The sequence below is a fragment of the Rhodococcus sp. PSBB066 genome, from assembly GCF_017068255.1.
GTDB lineage: Bacteria > Actinomycetota > Actinomycetes > Mycobacteriales > Mycobacteriaceae > Rhodococcus > Rhodococcus aetherivorans.
In genome coordinates this window covers 4,173,693-4,194,269 of the sequence record NZ_CP070859.1, presented here as the reverse complement: position 1 = coordinate 4,194,269, position 20,577 = coordinate 4,173,693, and the positions used below count along the sequence as shown (strand labels likewise).

Below are 20,577 nucleotides of genomic sequence, written 5' to 3'. Positions count from 1 at the left end.
GGGCGGCAACGGCATGACCGACATGGTCGCCACACAGTCGCTGCGGGCGCGGTACGCCCACCGCGGACCGGAATTCGACGAACTCTTCGACCCCGCGGGCGACGTCCGCGAGCACTGGGCCGAACTGGCGGAGGGGTTGCAGGCACGTGGCCCCCAGGCGCTGGCCCGCTACCGGCAGCGGGTGCGCCGGCTCGTCGACAACCACGGCATCACCTACACCCCCGTCGACGCCCGCACCGAGGAGACCGGTCCGGCCGCGCCGCACCGGTGGGAACTCGACGGGGTGCCGTTCGTCCTCTCCGCCGACGATTGGGGCACCCTCGAGCAGGGTCTGCTGCAGCGCTCACGGCTGCTCGACACGCTGCTCGCCGACCTGTACGGGCCGATGCGCACGCTCCGGGAGGGACTGCTGCCCCCGCAACTGGTGTTCGGCCATCGCGGCTACGTGCGGGCCGCGCACGGGCTCTCGCTCCCCGGGCCGCATCAGCTGTTCGTCCACGCAATCGACGTCGCCCGTGCCCGCGACGGCCGGTTCCGGGTGGTGCGGGACCACACCCAGGCCCCGTCCGGCGCCGGGTACGCCCTCGCCGACCGGCGGGTGACGGCACGCGCCATGCCCGACCTGTACCAGGCGACGAACCCACGGCCGCTGTCGCCGTTCGTCGAGGCGATGCGGCTCGCGCTGCGCGAGGCCGCACCCGCCGGCGCGGAGGACCCGGTGGTGGTCGTCCTCGGCCCGGGCGCACACTCGGAGACCGCCTTCGATCAGGCCCACATCGCGGGCGTCCTCGGGTTCCCGCTGGTCGAGGCCGCCGACCTGGTGGTGCGCGAGGGCCGGTTGTGGATGCGCTCGCTCGGCTCGCTCACCCGCGTCGACGTCGTGCTACGCCGCGTCGACGCCGCCTACGCGGACCCGCTCGACCTGCGGCCGGACTCGCGGCTCGGCGTGGTCGGGCTCGTGGAGGTGGTGCGGCGCGGCGCCGTCACCGTCGTCAACACCCTCGGCAGCGGGGTGCTCGAGAATCCGGCCCTGGCGGAGTTCCTGCCGTCGCTGTGCCGGGCCCTGCTCGACGAGGACCTGCTGCTCGAGCCGGTCCCCGCATACTGGGGCGGCACCCCGGCCGGGGTCGCGGCGCTGACGGAGAGGTTCGAGCAGCTGGTGCTGCGGTCGGCGGTCACCGCCCGGTCGGTGATGGTCGGCAGCCTCGACGCGCAGCAGCGCGAGGGCCTGCTCGCCCAGGTGCGAGCGCAGCCGGGGCGGTGGGTCGGCCAGGAGATTCCCGACCACTCGTACGTCCCGTCGCTGTCCGGAATCTCCGGCGGGCTCGGTGCCGCGCCGGTCGGCGTCCGACTGTTCACCGTCGCCCAGCGGGTTGGATTCACCCCCATGCCCGGTGGGCTCGGCGAGATCGTCGTCCCGGGCGCGACGCCGCGCACGCGGCCGCCGATGCGCGTCGTCGCCAAGGACGTATGGGTGCGCACCGCCGCGCCCACGGCCACCACCGGCGCGACAGGCGTTCCGGCCGGGGACGAGGTGTCCACCTTCGCCGTGCCCCCCGTCGACGTCGTCGCCTCGCCTCGGGTGCTCAACGACCTGTTCTGGCTGGGCCGCTACGGCGAGCGTGCCGAGGACACCGCCCGCCTGCTCGTCGCGGTCCGCGAGCGCTACCAGGACTACCGCTTCCGGCCCTGGCTGCCGGGCAGCGAGTGCCTGCCCGTGCTGCTGTCGGCGCTCACCGCCGCGGCCCCCGGACCGGCGATCGCGGCGCAGCACACCGGTGCCGACGTCATGGACGACTACCACTCCGCCACAGCGGAATTCCGCTCCATGACCGTCGATCCGGAACGGCTCGGCTCGCTCGCCCAATCGTTCGCCGGACTCGACCAGGCGGCCCGGGCCGTGCGCGACCAGCTCTCCAACGACACGTGGGCCGTGCTCGCCGACGTCCAGCGCGCCCTCGACGCGCTCACCGAGGACCCCGACGACGACGGCTCCCTGCTCGGCGCCACCCAGTCCGCCGTCCTCGCCGGGATGCTCGCCCTGTCCGGGCTCGGGGCCGAATCGATGGTCCGTGACCTGGGCTGGCACGTGATGGACCTCGGCAAGCGGATCGAGCGGGCGCTGTCGCTGACCACCCTGCTGGCGACCACCCTCACCGTCGCCCGCGACGCCGCCACCGACCGGGCGCTGATGGAGACGGTGCTCGGCGCCGCGGAGAGCTCGGTGACCTACCGCCGCCGCAACCACCGGGTGCGCCCGGCCGCCGTCGCGCAGCTGCTGCTGCTCGACACCACCAACCCCCGCTCGCTGGCGTGGGTGCTCGAACGCCTGCGCGAGAACCTGCGGGCGCTGCCCGACGCCTCCGGCTCGACCCGGCCCGAACGCCTCGCCGACGAGCTGCTGACCCGGCTGCGCCGGGTGGACCCGGTCGACCTCGAGACCGCCACCGACGGCGTCCGCCGCGAGCTCGCCGATCTCCTCGCGGCCGTCCACACCGGACTCGAGCAGCTGGCCGAGCAGCTGCTGCGCGGGCCGCTGTCGCTGCCCGGCGGCACCCGGCCGCTGTGGGGCGGCGCCCAGCGGAGGACCCTGCCGTGACCGATCCGCTCGACCCCGCCCGGCGCCGGTACCGCATCGTGCATCGCACCACCTACCGGTACTCCGGCGTGGTGACCTCCTCGTACGGCCGCGGCTACCTGCTGCCCCGCGACACCGACAACCAGCGGGTCGTCTCGAGCAGCGTCACCGTCGACCCCGCCCCGGCCGACACGTCGGTGGGGGCGGACCTGTGGGGCAACCGCGACGTCTACTTCCACGTCGCCGAGCCCCACGACACGCTCGTCGTCACCGCGGAGTCCGAGGTGGCGGTGACCCCGCCGGATCCGGCGCGGCTGGTCGCCGGTCCCGCCGTCGCGCCGTGGGAGTCGGCGCGGCCGGTCGGCACGGCCGGCGCCCTGGCCACCGACTTCGTTCTGGACCTCGACCCGCCCGAGGTCGACGCCGAGGTACTCGCCTACGCCGCGCCCACCTTCCCTCCGGGCCGGCCGCTGGTCGAGGCGATCGCCGAACTCACCCACCGCATCTTCACCGACTTCGCCTACCACTCCGGATCGACGTCGGTGTCCACGCGCGTCGCCGAGGTCCTGGTCGCGCGCTCCGGCGTGTGCCAGGACTTCGCGCGCCTGGCCCTCGCCTGCCTGCGCGCGCACGGCCTCGCCGCCCGCTACGTGTCCGGCTACCTCGCCACCGATCCGCCCCCCGGACGCGAACGCATGGTGGGCGTCGACGCGACGCACGCCTGGGCGGCGGTGTGGCTGCCCGGCGACACGTGGCTCGCCTTCGACCCGACCAACGACCAGTTCGTGGACGAGCGGTACACCACCGTCGCGTGGGGCCGCGACTACGCCGACGTGCCGCCGCTGCGCGGGGTGATCTACACCGAAGCCAAGGACAGCACCATCGACGTGTCCGTCGACGTGGCGCCGCTCGCGCCCACCAGCGGCGACCGCACCGACCCCGAACCGACAGGAGCGGCCGATGCGTGACTTCTCGTGCCCGATGTGCGGGCAGCAACTGACCTTCGAGAACTCGGTCTGCCTGCGCTGTGGCAGCGCAATCGGCTTCGACCTCGGCACCGTCTCGATGGTCGCGATCCTGCCCGAGGACGACGCCGACGGTCCGGCCTCCGGTGCGGTGCCGGCCCGCCGCTACCGGCTGTGCGACAACCTGCACCTGGCCCGCTGCAACTGGATCGTCGGCCGCGACGAGCCCGGCCTGTGCCGGTCGTGCCGGCTCACCCGCACCCGCCCGGCCGACGACGACACCGACGCGCTGGCCGCGTTCGCCGACGCGGAGGCCGCCAAGCGCCGGCTGATCGTCGAACTCACCGAACTCGGCCTGCCGCTCACCGGCCGCGACACCGACCCGGACACCGGCCTCGCGTTCGACCTGCTGTCGAGCCGCGACGAGCAGGTCCTCACCGGACACGCGTCGGGAGTGATCTCCCTCGATCTCGCCGAGGGCGACGACGTGCACCGCGAGCAGCTGCGGATCGAGATGGGCGAGCCGTACCGCACCCTGCTGGGCCACTTCCGGCACGAGATCGGGCACTACTACCAGATGGTCCTGATCGCCACCCCCGCCGTGCGGGCCCGGTTCGAGGCGCTGTTCGGCGATCCCGACGCGGACTACCAGGCGGCGCTGGACCGGCACTACTCCGAGGGAGCACCCGACGGGTGGGAGGACGAGTTCGTCTCCTCGTACGCGACGATGCATCCGGCCGAGGACTGGGCCGAGACGTTCGCGCACTATCTGCACATGCGGGACGCGCTGGACACCGCCGCCGGATTCGGGTTCGCACCCGCCGGCGCCGCCCTGGACCGCCCCCAGCCCGGCCCGGCCGGCTTCGACAAACTCCTCGAGCGCTGGCTGCCGCTGGCCTGGTCGCTGAACATGGTCAACCGGTCGATGGGTCACACCGACCTGTATCCGTTCGTGCTACCCCCGCCCGTTTTGGTCAAGATGCGGTTCGTGCACGAACTGATCGTCGCCCGAACCGGGTAGATTGTCAGACGATGACTGCAACATTGGCGGAGCCCATGTCGGAAGTGGTGGAGGCGGCCGAAAAGCTGCTGACCCGGCGCACCGGCGCACCCGTGACCTTGGCCGATCCGGTGGATCTCGGCGGCAGTGGCCGCTCGGTGGTTCTGCGCGTGCGGGTCGCGGCGAACCCGTTCTCCCTGCCGCGCACCCTGGTGCTCAAGCAGGTGCCCCCGCGCGCCGAACGGCGGGTGGGCTTCCGTGGCGTCGCCACCGACGACGAGGTCGCGTTCCTGCGCGAGGCGGTGTCCTACCAGTTCGCCACCGCCCTGGCCAAGGACGACCGGCCGGGCGCCGAACTGCTGGCCTACGACTTCGAGTCGCGGCTGCTGGTGCTCAGCGACCTCGGCGACGCCACCCCGATCGCCACGCTGCTGCGCAGCGACGACACCGACACCGTCACCAACACCCTCATGGCGTTCGCCCAGGCCCTCGGCCGGATGCATGCCGCGACCGTCGGGCGCGAGGAGGACTTCGCCGCCCTGCTGCGCCGTGCCGAGGTGGCGCACTTCGCCGACGCCGTCGTCGAGCAGGCCACCGGCGCGCTGCGCGTCGTGCCCGACCGCTTCGCCACCGAGTTCGGCCTCGAGGTGCCGCAGAGCGTGATCGACCGCGCCGAGCGGGCCGCGAAGCTGTTCACCGCCGGCCGGTTCCGGGCCTTCAGCCCCTCGGACCTGTGCCCGGACAACATCGTCGTCGGCGACGAGGGCGTGCAGTTCCTCGACTACGAGTGGGGCGGCTTCCGCGACGCCACCCTCGACATCGCCTACGCCCTGACCTCCTTCCCGGCGTGCCTGTGCAAGGCGCCGCTCACGCTCGAGCGGGCCCGCGCGATGGCCGACGCGTGGCGGGCCGAGGTGGTGGGCATGTGGCCCTCGCTCGGCTTCGACGAGGTGCTCGCCGAGCGGCTGCTCGACGCGCAGCTCGCGTGGGTGTGGCTGAGCACCTACCTGTTCGTCCCCGAGGACCATGCCCGCATCGCGGCGGTGCGGGACCACCACCTGTCCGTGCCGTGGTCCGACGCGCTGCGCAGCCGCTGGTCGCTGCTCGCCGACTACGCCGCCGACACCGGACACGACGACGTCGCCGGGCATGCCCGAGACGTCCTCGAACGTCTCGAGCAGCGCGTCGGCGACTGACCGCGCTATGCCCGGGCCGCTTACAGCGCGGTATGCCCGGCCCGCCTACGGCGCGGTACGCGCGCAGATGGCCTCGACGAACCGGCCCACCTCCGACTCGGGCAGATGCGTGGCCAGGTCGGCCTCGCTGATCATGCCGATCAGCCGATGCTCCTCGACCACCGGCAGCCTGCGGATGCGGTGTTCCTCCATCATCGTCAGGACCCGGTCGACGTCCGCGTCCGCGTCGACCACGTAGGGCTTGCCCTGGGCGAGCTCACCGGCCGTCATGGAACTCGGGTCGCCGCCCGCGGCGACGCACTCGAGCACGATGTCGCGGTCGGTGATGATGCCGTGGAGCCGGTCGTCGTCGCCACAGATCGGCAACGCGCCGATGTCCAGTTCCCGCATCCGCTGGGCCGCGGTCTCGAGGGTGTCGTGTTCGCCGATGCAGACCGCGTCGCGGTGCATGATGTCGCGTGCAGTGGTCATCACTGCCTCCTCCGTTGAAAACGGTTACTGCACTTCCATTGTCACGCGCGACGGCGACCGGCGGAAGGGCTGCGGAGGCATCGGGCTCACCCGGCGAAGGCGTGCGTTGCCGCGCGGCCGTCCCAGCCACCCGCCGGCCCGGCCAACCCGAACAGCGCCGCGACCGTCGGGGCGACGTCGAGGGTGCGCACGGGGTCGGCGACGGTGAGGCCGCGGCGGATACTCGCATGCCCGCCGGCGACGAAGAACGGGATCTCGACGGTCGCGGCGTGACCGTGATTGCCCGGAATCGGATTCGACAACGGGCTCGGATCGGAGAACCGCCACCCCGCGTCGCACAACGCCACCAGATCACCCGCGGCGGCGCCGAGACCCAGATCCGCACCCGCGTACAGTGCGGCCACGCCCGGGACGGCGGCGGCGACCTCCCGCATCCGCGCCACCGCGTCCACCCGGGCCGCCGGATCGCCGACCCAGTACAGCAGGTTCGCACCGCCGTTCTGGGCGGTGCGCACCGATCCGGCGAGCAGCGGGTCGGCGCCGAGCACGTCGACGAGGCCGATCAGCTGGTCCGGCGCCGACCAGTCCATCCCGTGGTCGGCCAGCACCATCAGCACCGACCGTTCCCACCGTCCCGTCGCGCGCAGGAACTCCACGAACCGGGCCACCTGCTCGTCCGCCGAGCGCAGCGCCGCGGTACGCGCGAGCCGCAGCGACGCGCCGAGCACGTCCAGGTGCCCGACGCGGTCCACGTCGCCGAGATTGGTGAACGTGAACCGCGGCGACCGCTCCTCCACCACGGAGATCAGCGCGTCGACCGTGAACCGATCCGGCGCGTGTTCGGTGAGCGGCAGCAGCGGCACCGGATCCCACGCCACCGACGCGCGGCCGCCGAACAGGCCGTGCAGGTACCGCTTGGACAGCACGCTCGCGGTCGTCAGCCCCAGCTCGCGGGGCAGCCGGTCGAGCACCGTCCCGGCGCGCAGGTCGGTCGGCCGGTCGAGGTCCCGGGTGCGGCCGAGCACCGGGTCGAAGATCGAGTTGGCGGGCACGCCGGAGCGGTGCGGCAGCACACCGGTCATCATCGCCGCATGGTTCGGCAGCGTCTCGGCCACCGAGATCGCCCGGGCCGCGGTGTACCGGGTGCCGGCGTCGGCGAGCGCGAGCAGATGCGGCGTGAGACCCGGCGCGAGCTCGTCCGGGCGCATCCCGTCGACGACGAGGACGTGCACGTCCGCGTCCGGTAGCAGCGCCGACGGCGTCGCCGCCCGGGCCGGAGCCGTGCCGATCAGGGCCGGAGCCGTGCCGATCAGGGCCGCGCCGGCCAGCACGGCCGTGCCGGCGAGCATCGTGCGCCGATCGATCGCTCCGGCGGGTGGCGTCACGGCCGGGCCTGCCGGCCGTGCGCACCCGGATCGAGCGCGGCCGCCGGCTCCAGCCGCGGCGTGCCGGCGGCGACCCGCCGGCTCGTGCCGTACCGCACGCCGGTGCCCGGGTCGGTCGGATCGAGCACGTACAGCCAGTCCATCTGCACCGCGTCGGGTGTCACGTCGAGGACACCGAAGCCGTGCGAGTCCAGTTCGACGTACCGGATGTGGTGGTTCGTCGCCAACACCGCCGCCTCGATCGACGGGGTGACGGTGCGGGGCGCGACGCCCAGCATCTCGTCGATATTCGCCGAGGTCACCGACGGCACCACCAGTTCGGTGGCCACGGTGCCCGCGCCGGGGTAGTTCGCGGCGTCGACGGGGATGTCGGCGGCCCACGACGAGTGGATGTCGCCGGTGAGGAACACCACGTCGCGGCCGGAGGCACGAATCGCGTCGAGCAGCCGTCGCCGGTCGGCGGGATAGCCGTCCCACTGGTCGACGTTGAACGGTGCCCCCGCCGCGGGGAGCCCCGCAACTGCGGTCAGCGCCGCCGTGGTCCGCTCGTCCAGGGGCGGCAGCAGCACCGGGGCGATCATCACCGGGTTCCCGATGAGCTGCCATCGCGTGCCCGAACTCGTCACGCCCGCGGTCAGCCACGCCATCTGCTCCGCGCCGGTGATGGTGCGCGCCGGGTCGTCGATGCGGCGCCCGTGCACCTGCTCGGTGCGATAGCTGCGCAGATCCAGCATCGACAGCTCGGCCAGGTCCCCGAACTGCAGCCGCCGGTACAGCCGGGGCGCGTCGGCGGTGCCGCCCGGCCGGAGGGGCTGCCACTCCAGGTAGGCCTGCAGGGCCGCGGCCCGTCGCTCCGCCCAGGCTCCCTCGACGGCGGGGTCGTGGTTCTGGGCGCCGCCGGACCACGCGTCGTTGGCGCTCTCGTGGTCGTCCCACACCACGATCCACGGCAGCAGCGCGTGCAGCCGCTGCAGATCGGGATCGCTCTTGTACTGGCCGTGCCGGATCCGGTAGTCGGCGAGGGTGACGATTTCGTGCCGCGGGTCGTGCGGGCGCACCACCCGGTTGCCGCCGGAGGCGTATTCGCCCGTGCCGTACTCGTACAGGTAGTCGCCGAGGTGCACGACGGCGTCGAGGTCCGGGCGCGCCGCCAGGTGCCGGTAGACGCCGAAGAACCCGGCCTCCCAGTTCGAGCACGACACCACCGCGAACCGTAGCCGGTTCAGCTCGGACCCCGGCCCGGGCGCGGTGCGGGTGCGGCCGACCGGGGAGGCCGCGTCGCCGGCGGTGAAGCGGTAGAAGTAGGCGGTGTCCGGCTCGAGGCCCGTCGCATCGATCTTGACCGTGTGGTCGGACGCGGGGGACGTCGTCACGGACCCCGAGGCCACCACGTCGCGGAGGTCGCCGTCGGTGGCGATCTCCCAGCGGACCGTCGTCGCGGCGCCGAGGCCGGAACCGGGCACGGCGTCCGGGGCGGGCGTGACGCGGGTCCACAGGATCACCCGGTCGGGTAGGGGATCGCCGGAGGCCACGCCGTGCGCGAACACGACGCTCTCCGCCGCGGCGGGGGAGACGGAGACGGCCGCCAGGGCCGCGGCGCCGAGGGCGACGCCGCCCGCGCGCAGCGCGGTCCGTCGCGACACGACACGGGTTTCGGTGGGAGGCACCGGACGATCAGACCAGCGTCCCCCGCGATGAGCAAGTACCGCGACGGAATGTCCCGAACGTTCACGGCCGGTTCACGCGCCGTCGGCCCGACCCGCCGTCGGGCCGGGACGGTAGCGTCGTGGGGTGAGCACCTTCTTCGGAGCGGAGGAACCAGCCGGACCGGACGCCCTGTTCGAGACCCCCCGCCCGACCGAGCCCGACCCCGCACCCGTACCACCGGCGTCGCGCCCGTCCCGCGGTGCCGGACCGAACGCGCCGCTCGCCGCGCGGATGCGCCCGGCCGACCTGAGCGAAGTCGTCGGCCAGCAGCACCTGCTCGCCCCCGGTGCGCCGCTGCGCCGCCTCGTCGAGGGCTCCGGCGCCGCGTCCGTCGTGCTCTACGGCCCGCCGGGGACCGGCAAGACCACCCTGGCCTCCCTCATCTCCGGTGCCACCGGCCGCCGCTTCGAGGCGCTGTCCGCGCTGTCGGCCGGCGTCAAGGACGTGCGGGCCGTGATCGACCTGGCCCGTCGCCGCCTGGGCGCCGGTGAACAGACCGTGCTCTTCATCGACGAGGTGCACCGCTTCTCCAAGACCCAGCAGGACGCGCTGCTCGCCGCGGTGGAGAACCGGATCGTGCTGCTCGTGGCGGCCACCACCGAGAATCCGTCGTTCTCCGTCGTCGCCCCGCTGCTGTCCCGCTCGCTGGTGCTGCAGCTGCAGCCGCTGGGCCCGGACGACATCCGGGCCCTGCTCGAGCGGGCCCGCACCGACGAACGCGGTCTCGGCGGCGGTGTGGAGATCACCGACGACGCGCTCGACCACCTGGTGCGCCTCGCGGGCGGAGACGCACGTCGCGCGCTGACCGCGCTCGAGGCGGCGGCCGAGACCGCGCTCGACCGCGGCGGTACGGGCGCGACGATCGACCTGCCGACCGTCGAGTCGAGCATCGACAAGGCCGCGGTGCGCTACGACCGCGACGGCGACCAGCACTACGACGTCGCGAGCGCGTTCATCAAGTCGCTGCGCGGCTCCGACGTCGACGCGGCGCTGCACTATCTCGCGCGGATGATCGTCGCGGGGGAGGACCCGCGGTTCATCGCGCGGCGGCTGATGATCCAGGCCAGCGAGGAGGTCGGCATGGCCGATCCCACCGCGCTGCAGGCCGCGACGGCGGCCGCGCAGGTCGTGCAGCTCGTCGGCATGCCCGAGGCGCAGCTCGCCCTGGCGCAGGCCACCATCCACATCGCGACCGCGCCCAAGTCGGGTGCGGTGACCGCCGCGCTCGGCGCCGCGATCGCCGACGTCAAGGCCGGCCGGTCCGGGTCGGTGCCGGCGCATCTGCGCGACGGTCACTACGCCGGCGCCCAGAAGCTCGGTAACGCCGTCGGCTACCGCTACCCGCACGACCACCCCGACGGCGTGCTGGCGCAGCAGTACGCGCCGGACGAACTCGTCGGCGTCGACTACTACACCCCGACCGGCCACGGCGCCGAGCGCGAGCTGGCGCAGCGGGTGCCCAAGCTGCGACGGATCGTGCGCGGCGAACGGTAGGGCACCGCGTGCGCCGCAGGTCGCGCGGCAGGCGCCGAGCGAATGAACCATGCCGTCGGACTACGGAGGTGAACGATACATTCGCTCGCCCCCCCGGCGGGGGACGGAGCGGCGCGGGTGGCGAGAACGGCCACCGTCGCCCGCGCGATAAGCTGAACGATGGCCGATTCGCCGTGCCCGCGCGGGTTCGGCAGCCCACACCGTCAGACAAAGAGGACCATCGACGTGCAGACCCACGAGATCCGCAGGCGCTTTCTCGACCACTTCGTGAAGGCCGGCCACACCGAGGTGCCCAGCGCGTCGCTGATCCTCGCCGACCCGAACCTGCTGTTCGTCAACGCCGGCATGGTCCCGTTCGTGCCCTACTTCCTCGGCCAGCAGACCCCGCCGTTCAGCACCGCGACATCGGTGCAGAAGTGCGTGCGCACCCTCGACATCGAGGAGGTGGGCATCACCACCCGGCACAACACGTTCTTCCAGATGGCGGGCAACTTCTCGTTCGGCGACTACTTCAAGGAAGAGGCGATAGGCCATGCGTGGTCGCTGCTGACCAGCCCCGTCGAGGACGGCGGCTACGGCATCGATCCCGAGAAGCTCTGGGCGACGGTGTATCTGGACGACGACGAGGCGTACTCGATCTGGCACGACAAGATCGGTGTCCCCGCCGAGCGCATCCAGCGTCGCGGCATGAAGGACAACTACTGGTCCATGGGCATCCCCGGCCCGTGTGGCCCCTGCTCGGAGATCTTCTACGACCGCGGCCCCGAGTACGGCGCCCCGGGCGGCCCGGAGGCCGACGAGGACCGCTACATCGAGATCTGGAATCTCGTGTTCATGCAGAACGAGCGCGGTGAGGGCGGCGCCAAGGAGAGCTACCCGATCCTCGGGCCGCTGCCGAAGAAGAACATCGACACCGGCATGGGCGTCGAGCGCGTCGCGTTCCTGCTCCAGGGCGTCGAGAACGTCTACGAGACCGACCTGCTGCGCCCGGTCATCGACAAGGCCGCCGAGCTGACCGGCAGTGTCTACGGCGCCGACCACGCCTCCGACGTGCGGTTCCGCGTCATCGCCGACCACGCCCGCACCGCCGCGATGCTCATCGTCGACGGCGTCAACCCCGGCAACGACGGTCGTGGCTACGTGCTGCGCCGCCTGCTGCGCCGGATCGTGCGCTCGGCCCGGCTGCTCGGCGCCGACACGCCGACGATGGCCGAGTTCATGGCCGTCGTGCGCGACACCATGAGCCCGTCCTACCCGGAACTGGCCACGGACTACTCGCGCATCGAGACCGTCGCCGTCGGCGAGGAGACCGCGTTCCTCAAGACCCTGGGCACCGGCAGCAAGCTGTTCGAGGGCGCGGTCGAGACCGCGAAGGTGCAGGGCAGGTCCGTCCTCGGCGGCACCGAGGCCTTCACCTTGCACGACACCTACGGGTTCCCCATCGATCTGACGCTGGAGATGGCCTCCGAGGCGGGCCTGACCGTCGACGAGGACGGGTTCCGTTCCCTCATGGCCGAGCAGCGCCAGCGCGCGAAGGACGACGCCCGCGCCCGCAAGCACGCCCACGCCGACCTGACCGTCTACAAGGAGCTGCTCGACCGCGGCCCCACGGAGTTCACCGGCTTCACCGAGCTGGTGACCGAGGCGACGGTGCTGGCCGTCATCACCGGCGGCGAGCGGCTGCACGCGGCGCAGGCCGGCCAGGACGTCGAGCTGATCCTCGACCGCAGCCCCCTCTACGCCGAGTCCGGCGGCCAGATCGCCGACGTCGGCACCATCACCGCCGGCGGCCTGCGCATCAAGGTCAACGACGTCCAGAAGATCGCCAAGCAGCTGTGGGTGCACAAGGTGACCGTGCTCGAGGGACAGGTCACCGAGGGCGATGCCGTGCTCGTGCAGGTCGACCCGTCCTGGCGCAAGGGCGCCACCCAGGGCCACTCGGGTACCCACCTGGTCCACGCCGCGCTGCGTGAGGTCCTCGGCCCCAACGCCGTGCAGGCCGGCTCGCTGAACAAGCCGGGCTACCTGCGGTTCGACTTCTCCTGGCCCGGCGCGCTCAGCGAGCAGCAGAAGACCGACATCGAGGCCGTCACCAACGAGGCCGTCGCCGCGAACTACCCGGTGAACACCTTCGTCACGGACCTGGACAAGGCCAAGAAGATGGGCGCGATGGCGCTCTTCGGCGAGAACTACGGCGACGAGGTCCGCGTCGTGGAGATCGGCGGCCCGTTCTCGATGGAGCTGTGCGGCGGCACCCACGTCGAGCACTCCTCCCACGTCGGCACCGTCACCCTGCTCGGCGAGCAGTCCGTCGGTTCGGGCGTGCGCCGCGTCGAGGCGTACGTCGGCCTGGACTCGTACCGGCACCTGGCCAAGGAACGGGCGCTGCTCGCGGGTCTCTCCTCGACGCTGAAGGTGCCCTCCGAGGAGGTGCCCGCACGGGTCGAATCCCTGATCGAGCGGCTGAAGGTGGCCGAGAAGGAGCTCGAACGCACCCGCGCCGCCGCGGTGCTCGCCTCGGCCGGCACCTTCGCCGAGAAGGCGCAGCGCACCGGGGATCTTCTCGTCGTCGCCGAGACCGCCCCCGAGGGCGTGGCCGGGAACGACCTGCGCAGCCTCGCCTCCGACGTCCGCGGCCGGCTCGGCAGCGAGCCCGCCGTGGTGCTGCTGCTCGGTTCCGCCGACGGCAAGGTGCCGTTCGTCGTCGCCACCACCAAGGCGGCCCAGGCGAGGGGCATCAAGGCCGGCGACCTGGTGTCGAGCTTCGGGCCCGCCATCGGTGGCCGCGGCGGCGGCAAGCCCGACATGGCGCAGGGATCCGGATCCGATCCGGCCGGGATCCCTGCGGCGCTGACCGCGTTCCGGGCCCGGCTGAGCGAGCTGGCCGGCTGATCGTGGCCGACTTCGCCGGTCCCGACCGTCCGGGCGTCGACGACCCCGGCCGCGGCCGCCGCATCGGCATCGATGTCGGAAGTGTCCGAATCGGGGTCGCCTCGTCCGACCCTGACGGCATCCTGGCCACTCCGGTCGAGACCGTGCCCCGCTCGAAGGAACGCGGGTCCGACGCGCCGGATATCCGGCGCATTGTGGACATCGTCACGGAGTACGAGGCCGTGGAGGTTATCGTCGGACTGCCGCAGACCCTGCGCGGGGAGCCCGGCAAGGCCGCGAAACTGGCCCGTGATTTCGCGGGACGGCTGCGCCGGCGCCTGACCGGGATCCCTGTGCGGATGGCCGACGAACGATTCACGACGGTCACTGCGGCGCGGGCGCTCCGCGAGAGCGGAGTCAGCGCGCGCGGTGCGCGGCCGGTGATCGACCAGGCCGCCGCCGTCGCCATCTTGCAGGGTTGGTTGGACGAGCGGAGTGCAGTTGTGAACGTGGCCGAGGACGGCAAGCCGGGGAGCGGGCAGTGAGCCGGCACGGGCGGCCGGACGACGAGTCCACCGGGGCGGACCACGACTTCCCCGGGGGGCGCTCCGGCTTCGGACCCGCGCAGCAGGACGAGTGGTACCGGCCGCGGCACGGTTCTCCGGGGCCCGACGTCCCGGAGCCGCCGGCCCCGGCCGGGGACGGCTACCGATACGAGCACCCACCGCATCCGGCCGCCGGACATCCCTTCGACGACGCGCCGACCACCGAGCACGTCTACCGGCTCGACGACTACGCCCCCGGCGCCCCGTCGCAGCCCGACCCCCGCCACGACCGGCAGGACCTCGATCCCCACGGCCGGACTCCCACCGACGGCCCGGGCCACGACACCTTCGAGGCCCGGGCCCACGAGACGCAGGGCTACGAGACGCAGGGCTACGAGCCCCGGGACTACGACCCCCGCGACCACGACGGGTACGACCCCGAGCCGGGGGCCTACCGGTACGACGACTACGAGCAGCGGCCGGCCTACGACGAGGCGGGCTACGACCAGTTCGGCTACGCCGCGGTGGACGACGACCCCCGCGGATACGCCGAGACGCCGGCCGCAGGGCGGGACTGGACCGACTCCGCCGACCGCGCCGCCCCCGAAACCGTCGGAGTGTCCCCGGCCCGCCGGGCCCACGCCCGCTCGGCCCGGGCCCGCCGCACCCGCGGCCGGATCGTCGGGATCCTCGCCGTCGCGGCCGTGCTGGTCCTGCTCCTCGGCGGCGGATTCTTCGCCTACCAGAAATTCACCGGCCCGGACCTGCCGCCCGACTACACCGGTGCGGGCGGTCCCGCCGTCGTGGTGCAGGTGCACCCGGGCGACACCGCCGAGCAGATCGGCGCCGCCTTCAAGGAGGCGGACATCGTCGCCAGCTCCGATGCCTTCTACAACGCCGCCGTCCAGGACCCCGGCATGAACTCGCTGCAGCCGGGCTTCTACTCGATCGCCAGCCGGCTTCCCGCCCGCGAGGCCGTCGCCGCCCTGGTCGACCCCGCGAACCGGGTGGGGGCGGTGGTGATCTCCGAGGGCCGGCAGTTGCACGACATCCGCGACGTCAACACCGGCGCGGTGCGCAAGGGCATCTACACCCTCATCGCGGAGGCCAGCTGCCTCGACCGCGACGGGCAGCGCACCTGCCTGACGTACGAGGAGCTCGACGCGGCCGGCGCGAGCACCGACCTCGCCGCGCTCGGCGTGCCGGAATGGGCGCGGGGCGCGGTCGCGAACGTGCCCGACCGCAACCGTCAGCTCGAGGGGCTCATCGCGGCGGGCCGCTGGGACTTCGACCCCAGTGCCGGGGCCGCCGAGATCCTGCGGTACCTCGTCGCCACCAGCGCGCAGCGCTACGACGAGACCGGCATCACCCAGGCCGCGGCGAAGGTCGGGCTGACCCCGTACGAGATGCTCGTCGCCGCGTCCCTCGTGGAACGCGAGGCGCTGCCGGACGACTTCGCGAAGGTCGCGCGGGTGATCCTCAACCGCCTGAAGATCGGGCAGCCGCTGCAGTTCGACTCGACGGTCAACTATGCCCTCGACGAAACCGAGCTGGCGACCACCGACGCCGACCGGGCGCAGGTCACCCCCTGGAACACGTACGCGAGCCCCGGACTGCCCGCCACGCCGATCTCGTCGCCGAGCATCGAGGCGCTGCAGGCCGTGGAGAACCCGGAGGCGGGGGACTGGACGTACTTCGTGACCATCGACGCCCAGGGCACGACCCTGTTCACCAACAGCTACGACGAACACCTGACGAATACGCAGCAGGCTCTGGAAAGCGGAATCCTCGACAGTGGCAGATGACATCGTGACCGGCGGCCGCAAGGCCGCGGTCCTCGGCAGCCCCATCGCGCATTCGAAGTCCCCGCTGTTGCACCTGGCGGCCTACCGGGCGCTGGGGCTGACGGACTGGACGTACGAGCGCATCGAATGCACCGGCGAGCAGCTGCCGGCGCTGGTGGCCGGGCTCGGCCCCGAGTGGGTCGGGGTGTCGGTGACGATGCCCGGCAAGTTCGCGGCGCTCGAGTTCGCCACCGAGCGTACCGACCGGGCGGTGCTGATCGGCTCGGCCAACACCCTGGTGCGGACCGCGGACGGCTGGCGGGCCGACTGTACCGACGTCGACGGCGTCACCGGCGCGCTGCGCGCCGCCGGCGTCGGGGATCTGACCGGCGCCTCGGCGGTGGTGGTCGGGGCCGGGGGGACGGCGCGCCCGGCCCTCGTGGGGCTCGCCGAGCTCGGGGTCACGTCGGTGACCGTCGTCGCCCGCAGCGAGCTCCGGGCCGCCGAGACATTCGACTGTGCCGAGGCGGTGGGCATGAAGCCGCGCTGGCTGCCGTTCGACGCCCCGGAACTCGGGGAGGTGTGCGCGTCCGCGGGCGCGCTGGTGAGCACCGTGCCGGCGGCGGCGGCCGCGCCCTACGCGCAGCAGCTCGGCCGCGCGCCGTTCGTCCTCGACGCGATCTACGACCCGTGGCCCACGCCGCTCGCCGAGGCCGCCGCGGCGCACGGCTCGGTCGTCGTGGGTGGCCTGCAGATGCTGCTGCACCAGGCGTTCGGCCAGGTCGAGCAGTTCACCGGCCGGCCGGCCCCGCGGGAGGCGATGGCGGCGGCCGTCGCCGGCTGAACCACCGGTAGGTGCTACCGTCCGGTTGCACATCGTCCGGGTAGGTGCAACCATGAAGTTGCATGTCATCGGACGAGGAGGTTCCCATGGACACGCCGGACCGCATCGAACGGGAGATCCGCATCGAGGCGCCCGCCGCTCGGGTGTGGCAGCTCGTCGCCCGGCCCGGCTGGTGGATCGGCGACGGCGACCGTTCCGGGCACACCGTGACCACCGACGGCGACCTGATCGTCGTCCACGACCCGCGGTACGGGAAGTTCCCGATGTACCGGGTGGCGTCCGATGAGCCCCGGTACCTCGCGTACCGCTGCTCGGCGGTGATCGACGAGCCGCCCCGTGACGGCGCCGCCACCCTCGTCGAGTTCTTCCTCACCGAGGTGGGCGGCGGCACCGTCCTGCGCGTCGTCGAGAGCGGGTTCGGCGCCCTGGACGGGACCCCGGCACAGCGCCGCGGGGCGTTCGAGGGCAACACCGACGGCTGGCGGCAGCAGCTCGACATCGCCAAACGGGACGTCGAGAGTGCCTGATCCCGCCGATTCCGCCGTCGGCGCGGTGCTCGCGGCGCTGGCCGACCCGACCCGCCGGCTCATCCTCGGCACGCTCGCCGAACTGGGGAGGGCCAGCGCCACCACGCTCGCCGGGCGGGTCCCGGTCTCGCGCCAGGCGGTGGTCAAGCAACTCCAGATCCTCGAGACCGCGGGCCTGGTCGACGCCGCCCGCGCCGGCCGGGAGGTGCTCTACACCCCGCGCCCCGAGACCCTGGACGGCTCGGCCCGGTGGCTCGCCGAGCTGGCCGACGCCTGGGACCGCCGTCTCGGGGCGGTGAAACGCGCCGCCGAAGAGGGCCGGCCCTCCCGCTGACCGGCGGAGGAAGAAAATTCCGCGCCGGATGTCGATCCACCCGCCGGCCGTTCGTGTACAGGTTGGATCACCGGCACCGGGCCGGGGACCGCCACCGCGAGGAGGATCGGCCATGACCCAGTACCTGCTGAGCATCTACCAGCCCGACGGTGACCCGCCGCCGCCGGAGTTCCTCGACCCGATCATGCGCGACGTCGAGGCCGTCGATGCCGAGATGCGTGCCGCCGGCGTCTGGGTGTTCGCCGGGGGACTGCACCCCCCGAGCACCGCCACCGTGCTCCGGCTCGCGGGCGACGGCATCCTCACCACCGACGGCCCGTACCTCGAGGGCAAGGAACACATCGGCGGGTTCACCGTGATCGAGGCGCCCGACCTCGACGCCGCCCTGGAGTGGGGCCGCAAGCTCGCCCGCGCGATCACGCTGCCGATCGAGGTGCGGCCGCTGCAGGGCGGGCACTGCGGGTGACACGCCCGTGCCCGAGGTGACGGACGCGGAGATCGCGCGCGTGTTCCGCGCCGAACACGGCCGTGCGGTCGCCGCGCTCGTCCGCGCCTTCGGGGACATCGACCTGGCCGAGGAATCCGTGCAGGACGCGTTCGCCGTCGCCGTCGCCCGGTGGCCGGTCGACGGGCTGCCGCCGAGCCCGGCCGGGTGGATCGTCACCACCGCCCGGCGCCGCGCGATCGACCGGATCCGCCGGGAGAAGGCCCGCGCCGGCAAGCACGCCGACGCCGCCCGGCTGCACGAATCCGGGGACACCGCCGTCGACGGCGAGGAGACCGTCGTGCCCGACGACCGGCTGCGCCTGATCTTCACGTGTTGCCATCCCGCGCTGGCGCCCGCCGCCCGCGTCGCCCTCACGCTGCGGTTGCTCGGCGGCCTGACCACGGCCGAGATCGCCCGGGCCTTCCTCGTCCCGGAGACGACCATGGCGCAGCGGCTGGTGCGCGCCAAGGGCAAGATCCGCGACGCCCGCATCCCGTACCGCGTTCCGGACCCCGGTGAGCTACCCGCCCGCCTCGGCTCCGTGCTCGCCGTCGTCTATCTCGTCTTCACCGAGGGGCACACCGCGGCCGGTGGGGACCGGCTGGTCCGCGACGACCTGTGCACCGAGGCGATCCGGCTCGCCCGCCTGCTGGCCGAGCTCATGCCCGACGAACCCGAGGTGCTGGGCCTGCTCGCGTTGCTGCTGCTCGCCGACGCGCGACGACCGGCCCGCACGAACGCCGCCGGGAATCTGGTGCCCCTCGCCGAGCAGGACCGCGGGCTGTGGGACCGCGACCGGATCGCCGAGGGACAGGCCCTCGTCCGGCGCTGCCTGCGGCTCGGGCGGCCCGGCCCGTACCAGATCCAGGCCGCGATAGCCGCCGTCCACGGCGATGCCGCCACGGTCGAGACGACCGACTGGCGGCAGGTCGTCGCGCTCTACGATCAGCTGCTCGTCGTCGCACCCACCCCGGTCGCCGCCCTGCACCGGGCAGTCGCGGTGGCCGAGGTCGACGGCCCCGCCGCGGGTCTCGCCCTCGTCGATGCCCTCGACCTGGACCGCTACCACCTGTTCCACGCGGTGCGCGCCGACCTGCTCCGCCGGCTCGGCCGCATCCCGGAGGCCACCGCGGCGTACGACGCGGCGCTCGCGCGGACCGCCAACGCCGCCGAGCGCGGCTTCCTGCAGCGCCGTCGCGCCGAGCTCAGCTGACCGGCGACTCCTCCGCCGGCGGCCCGGTCCTGCCGTTCTGCCACGGCCACCGGCCGGAGATCTCGAGCTGCAGGGACCAGCTCAAGAAGGTCCGGATGAGGACGATGACCGCCAGTACCCCTACCGAGGTGAAGGTGGGGGTGACGGCGACCGTCTTGATGATGTCCGCGGCCACCAGGAATTCGAGACCGAGCAGGATCGACCGCCCGAGATCGCGCCGGTAGCGTTCGTAGATCGGTGCGGCGGCGGAGCGGCGCCAGGACCGCACGGCGACCCAGCTCGCCACCGCCGCACCGACGACGATCACCGCCACCCCGACCACGTCGACGGCGCCGCCGACGGTCTCGAGCACGCGGGACAGCTCCATGCGAACCTCCGGGGTGCGGACGGGACGATTCGGTCATGTTCGCAGGTCCGGCTCGATCCGTCCCGGCAACCGGTTGTCCACACCCGGACCGGTTATCCACAGATTCCGCCTGCGGGCGGCGAGATCGCCGTGCCGGCGCCGCGCGCGCGGCACGCTGCCGCCATGACCGTATTGCTGTTCGCCGTGCTCGGCGCCGCGGCCGGTGCCGGCGCGCACCGCCTCGTCGCCCGCCTCGCCGGGCGCCACCCACCGCGCGGGGTGTGTGAGGCCGCCGCCGCGGCCGGCGGCGCCGTGGCCGTGCTCGCCACCGCCACGGCACCGGGTGCGGCCGCCGTCGCGGCGCTGATCTGGTGGTGTGTGTGCCTGAGCGCGGCCGACCTGTCGGCGCGGCGGCTGCCGAACGTCCTGACGGTGCCGGGCGCCGCCGTCGTCCTCGCGGTCGCCGCAGGAGCGGGACACGCGGCCCCCGCGCTCGCCGGGGCGGTCCTGCTGGCCGGGCCGTACCTGCTCGCTCACCTGGCCGCCCCGCGGAGTCTCGGCGCGGGCGATGTGAAGCTCGCCGCCGGGCTGGGGGCGGCCGCGGGCGCGAACGGCGCGGCCGCGTGGACGACGGCGGCCCTGCTGCCACCGCTGCTCACCGCCGCGGCGGGCGCCGTCGTCGTCGGCGCGGGTTGGGTACGGGCACATCGCCGCCCGCGCGGTGTGGTGCTGCCGCACGGGCCGTCGATGTGCGCGGCGGCCGTCGCCGCGGTCCTGGCGGCGGGTTGACCGGGGCGGCGTCCTGCCGGTGGCGGTGCACGTGGAAGGAT

General features: G+C 73.4%; 18 protein-coding genes. 14 read left to right on the top strand and 4 right to left on the bottom strand.

Annotated elements, in window-relative coordinates:
* The first annotated feature begins 13 nt into the window (after nucleotides 1-13).
* Genes JYA75_RS18960 through JYA75_RS18945 form a run of 4 tightly spaced genes read left to right on the top strand, consistent with a single transcriptional unit; the run spans nucleotide 14 to nucleotide 5,739 of the window.
* On the top strand, nucleotides 14-2,599 hold the full coding sequence (locus JYA75_RS18960; RefSeq protein WP_102799126.1) for a circularly permuted type 2 ATP-grasp protein: 2,586 nt from the start codon (nucleotides 14-16) through the stop codon (nucleotides 2,597-2,599).
* Entirely contained in the window at nucleotides 2,596-3,546 is a 951-nt protein-coding gene (locus JYA75_RS18955) for a transglutaminase family protein (RefSeq protein ID WP_065922586.1), read from the top strand. Before JYA75_RS18960 ends, JYA75_RS18955 begins: the two co-directional genes overlap by 4 nt.
* Entirely contained in the window at nucleotides 3,539-4,564 is a 1,026-nt protein-coding gene (locus JYA75_RS18950) for a putative zinc-binding metallopeptidase (protein ID WP_006944841.1), read from the top strand. Before JYA75_RS18955 ends, JYA75_RS18950 begins: the two co-directional genes overlap by 8 nt.
* 35 nt (nucleotides 4,565-4,599) lie before the next feature.
* On the top strand, nucleotides 4,600-5,739 hold the full coding sequence (locus JYA75_RS18945) for a kinase (RefSeq protein WP_168580570.1): 1,140 nt from the start codon (nucleotides 4,600-4,602) through the stop codon (nucleotides 5,737-5,739).
* A gap of 45 nt (nucleotides 5,740-5,784) precedes the next feature.
* On the opposite strand, the gene JYA75_RS18940 is transcribed toward JYA75_RS18945, so the two are convergent.
* The 3 genes from JYA75_RS18940 to JYA75_RS18930 all read right to left on the bottom strand — a co-directional run bounded on the left by JYA75_RS18940 (nucleotide 5,785) and on the right by JYA75_RS18930 (nucleotide 9,238).
* Nucleotides 5,785-6,210, bottom strand: a complete 426-nt coding sequence (locus tag JYA75_RS18940) for a CBS domain-containing protein (protein ID WP_006944843.1) — start codon at nucleotides 6,208-6,210, stop codon at nucleotides 5,785-5,787.
* Between the two features lie 86 nt (nucleotides 6,211-6,296).
* Entirely contained in the window at nucleotides 6,297-7,595 is a 1,299-nt protein-coding gene (locus JYA75_RS18935; protein ID WP_185712730.1) for a nucleotide pyrophosphatase/phosphodiesterase family protein, read from the bottom strand.
* Nucleotides 7,592-9,238 carry an alkaline phosphatase D family protein gene (locus JYA75_RS18930; RefSeq protein WP_185713471.1) on the bottom strand — a complete coding sequence of 549 codons (1,647 nt, stop codon included), beginning with the start codon at nucleotides 9,236-9,238 and terminating at the stop codon, nucleotides 7,592-7,594. The genes JYA75_RS18935 and JYA75_RS18930 overlap by 4 nt, the downstream gene beginning before the upstream one ends.
* Before the next feature lie 148 nt (nucleotides 9,239-9,386).
* On the opposite strand from JYA75_RS18930, the gene JYA75_RS18925 reads away from it, so the two are divergent.
* The 9 genes from JYA75_RS18925 (at nucleotide 9,387) to JYA75_RS18885 (ending at nucleotide 19,401) form a co-directional block, all read left to right on the top strand.
* Nucleotides 9,387-10,796: a replication-associated recombination protein A gene (locus JYA75_RS18925; protein WP_006947018.1), complete on the top strand. Its 1,410-nt coding sequence runs from the start codon at nucleotides 9,387-9,389 to the stop codon at nucleotides 10,794-10,796.
* 225 nt (nucleotides 10,797-11,021) lie between these two features.
* Nucleotides 11,022-13,688, top strand: coding sequence for an alanine--tRNA ligase (gene alaS, locus JYA75_RS18920; RefSeq protein ID WP_050035198.1), 2,667 nt, complete (start codon nucleotides 11,022-11,024; stop codon nucleotides 13,686-13,688).
* Complete coding sequence (gene ruvX / locus JYA75_RS18915; RefSeq protein WP_170914086.1) at nucleotides 13,688-14,212, top strand: Holliday junction resolvase RuvX; 525 nt, start codon at nucleotides 13,688-13,690, stop codon at nucleotides 14,210-14,212. The genes alaS and ruvX overlap by 1 nt, the downstream gene beginning before the upstream one ends.
* On the top strand, nucleotides 14,209-16,017 hold the full coding sequence (gene mltG / locus JYA75_RS18910; protein WP_185712731.1) for an endolytic transglycosylase MltG: 1,809 nt from the start codon (nucleotides 14,209-14,211) through the stop codon (nucleotides 16,015-16,017). Before ruvX ends, mltG begins: the two co-directional genes overlap by 4 nt.
* A complete protein-coding gene (locus tag JYA75_RS18905) occupies nucleotides 16,007-16,840 on the top strand; it encodes a shikimate dehydrogenase (protein WP_050035200.1) in 834 nt (277 codons plus the stop codon). Before mltG ends, JYA75_RS18905 begins: the two co-directional genes overlap by 11 nt.
* Before the next feature lie 86 nt (nucleotides 16,841-16,926).
* The gene (locus JYA75_RS18900; RefSeq protein ID WP_006947010.1) at nucleotides 16,927-17,367 is read left to right on the top strand and encodes an SRPBCC domain-containing protein; all 441 of its coding nucleotides are present in this window, start codon (nucleotides 16,927-16,929) and stop codon (nucleotides 17,365-17,367) included.
* Entirely contained in the window at nucleotides 17,360-17,701 is a 342-nt protein-coding gene (locus tag JYA75_RS18895) for a metalloregulator ArsR/SmtB family transcription factor (protein WP_006947009.1), read from the top strand. The genes JYA75_RS18900 and JYA75_RS18895 overlap by 8 nt, the downstream gene beginning before the upstream one ends.
* Nucleotides 17,702-17,813: 112 nt before the next feature.
* Complete coding sequence (locus JYA75_RS18890; protein WP_006947008.1) at nucleotides 17,814-18,167, top strand: YciI family protein; 354 nt, start codon at nucleotides 17,814-17,816, stop codon at nucleotides 18,165-18,167.
* Nucleotides 18,168-18,174: 7 nt separating this feature from the next.
* On the top strand, nucleotides 18,175-19,401 hold the full coding sequence (locus tag JYA75_RS18885; protein WP_185712732.1) for a sigma-70 family RNA polymerase sigma factor: 1,227 nt from the start codon (nucleotides 18,175-18,177) through the stop codon (nucleotides 19,399-19,401).
* On the opposite strand, the gene JYA75_RS18880 is transcribed toward JYA75_RS18885, so the two are convergent.
* Nucleotides 19,394-19,768 carry a DUF1622 domain-containing protein gene (locus JYA75_RS18880; protein ID WP_006947006.1) on the bottom strand — a complete coding sequence of 125 codons (375 nt, stop codon included), beginning with the start codon at nucleotides 19,766-19,768 and terminating at the stop codon, nucleotides 19,394-19,396. The genes JYA75_RS18885 and JYA75_RS18880 overlap by 8 nt on opposite strands.
* Nucleotides 19,769-19,930: 162 nt before the next feature.
* On the opposite strand from JYA75_RS18880, the gene JYA75_RS18875 reads away from it, so the two are divergent.
* Entirely contained in the window at nucleotides 19,931-20,536 is a 606-nt protein-coding gene (locus tag JYA75_RS18875; protein WP_049904244.1) for a prepilin peptidase, read from the top strand.
* Nucleotides 20,537-20,577 lie beyond the last annotated feature (41 nt).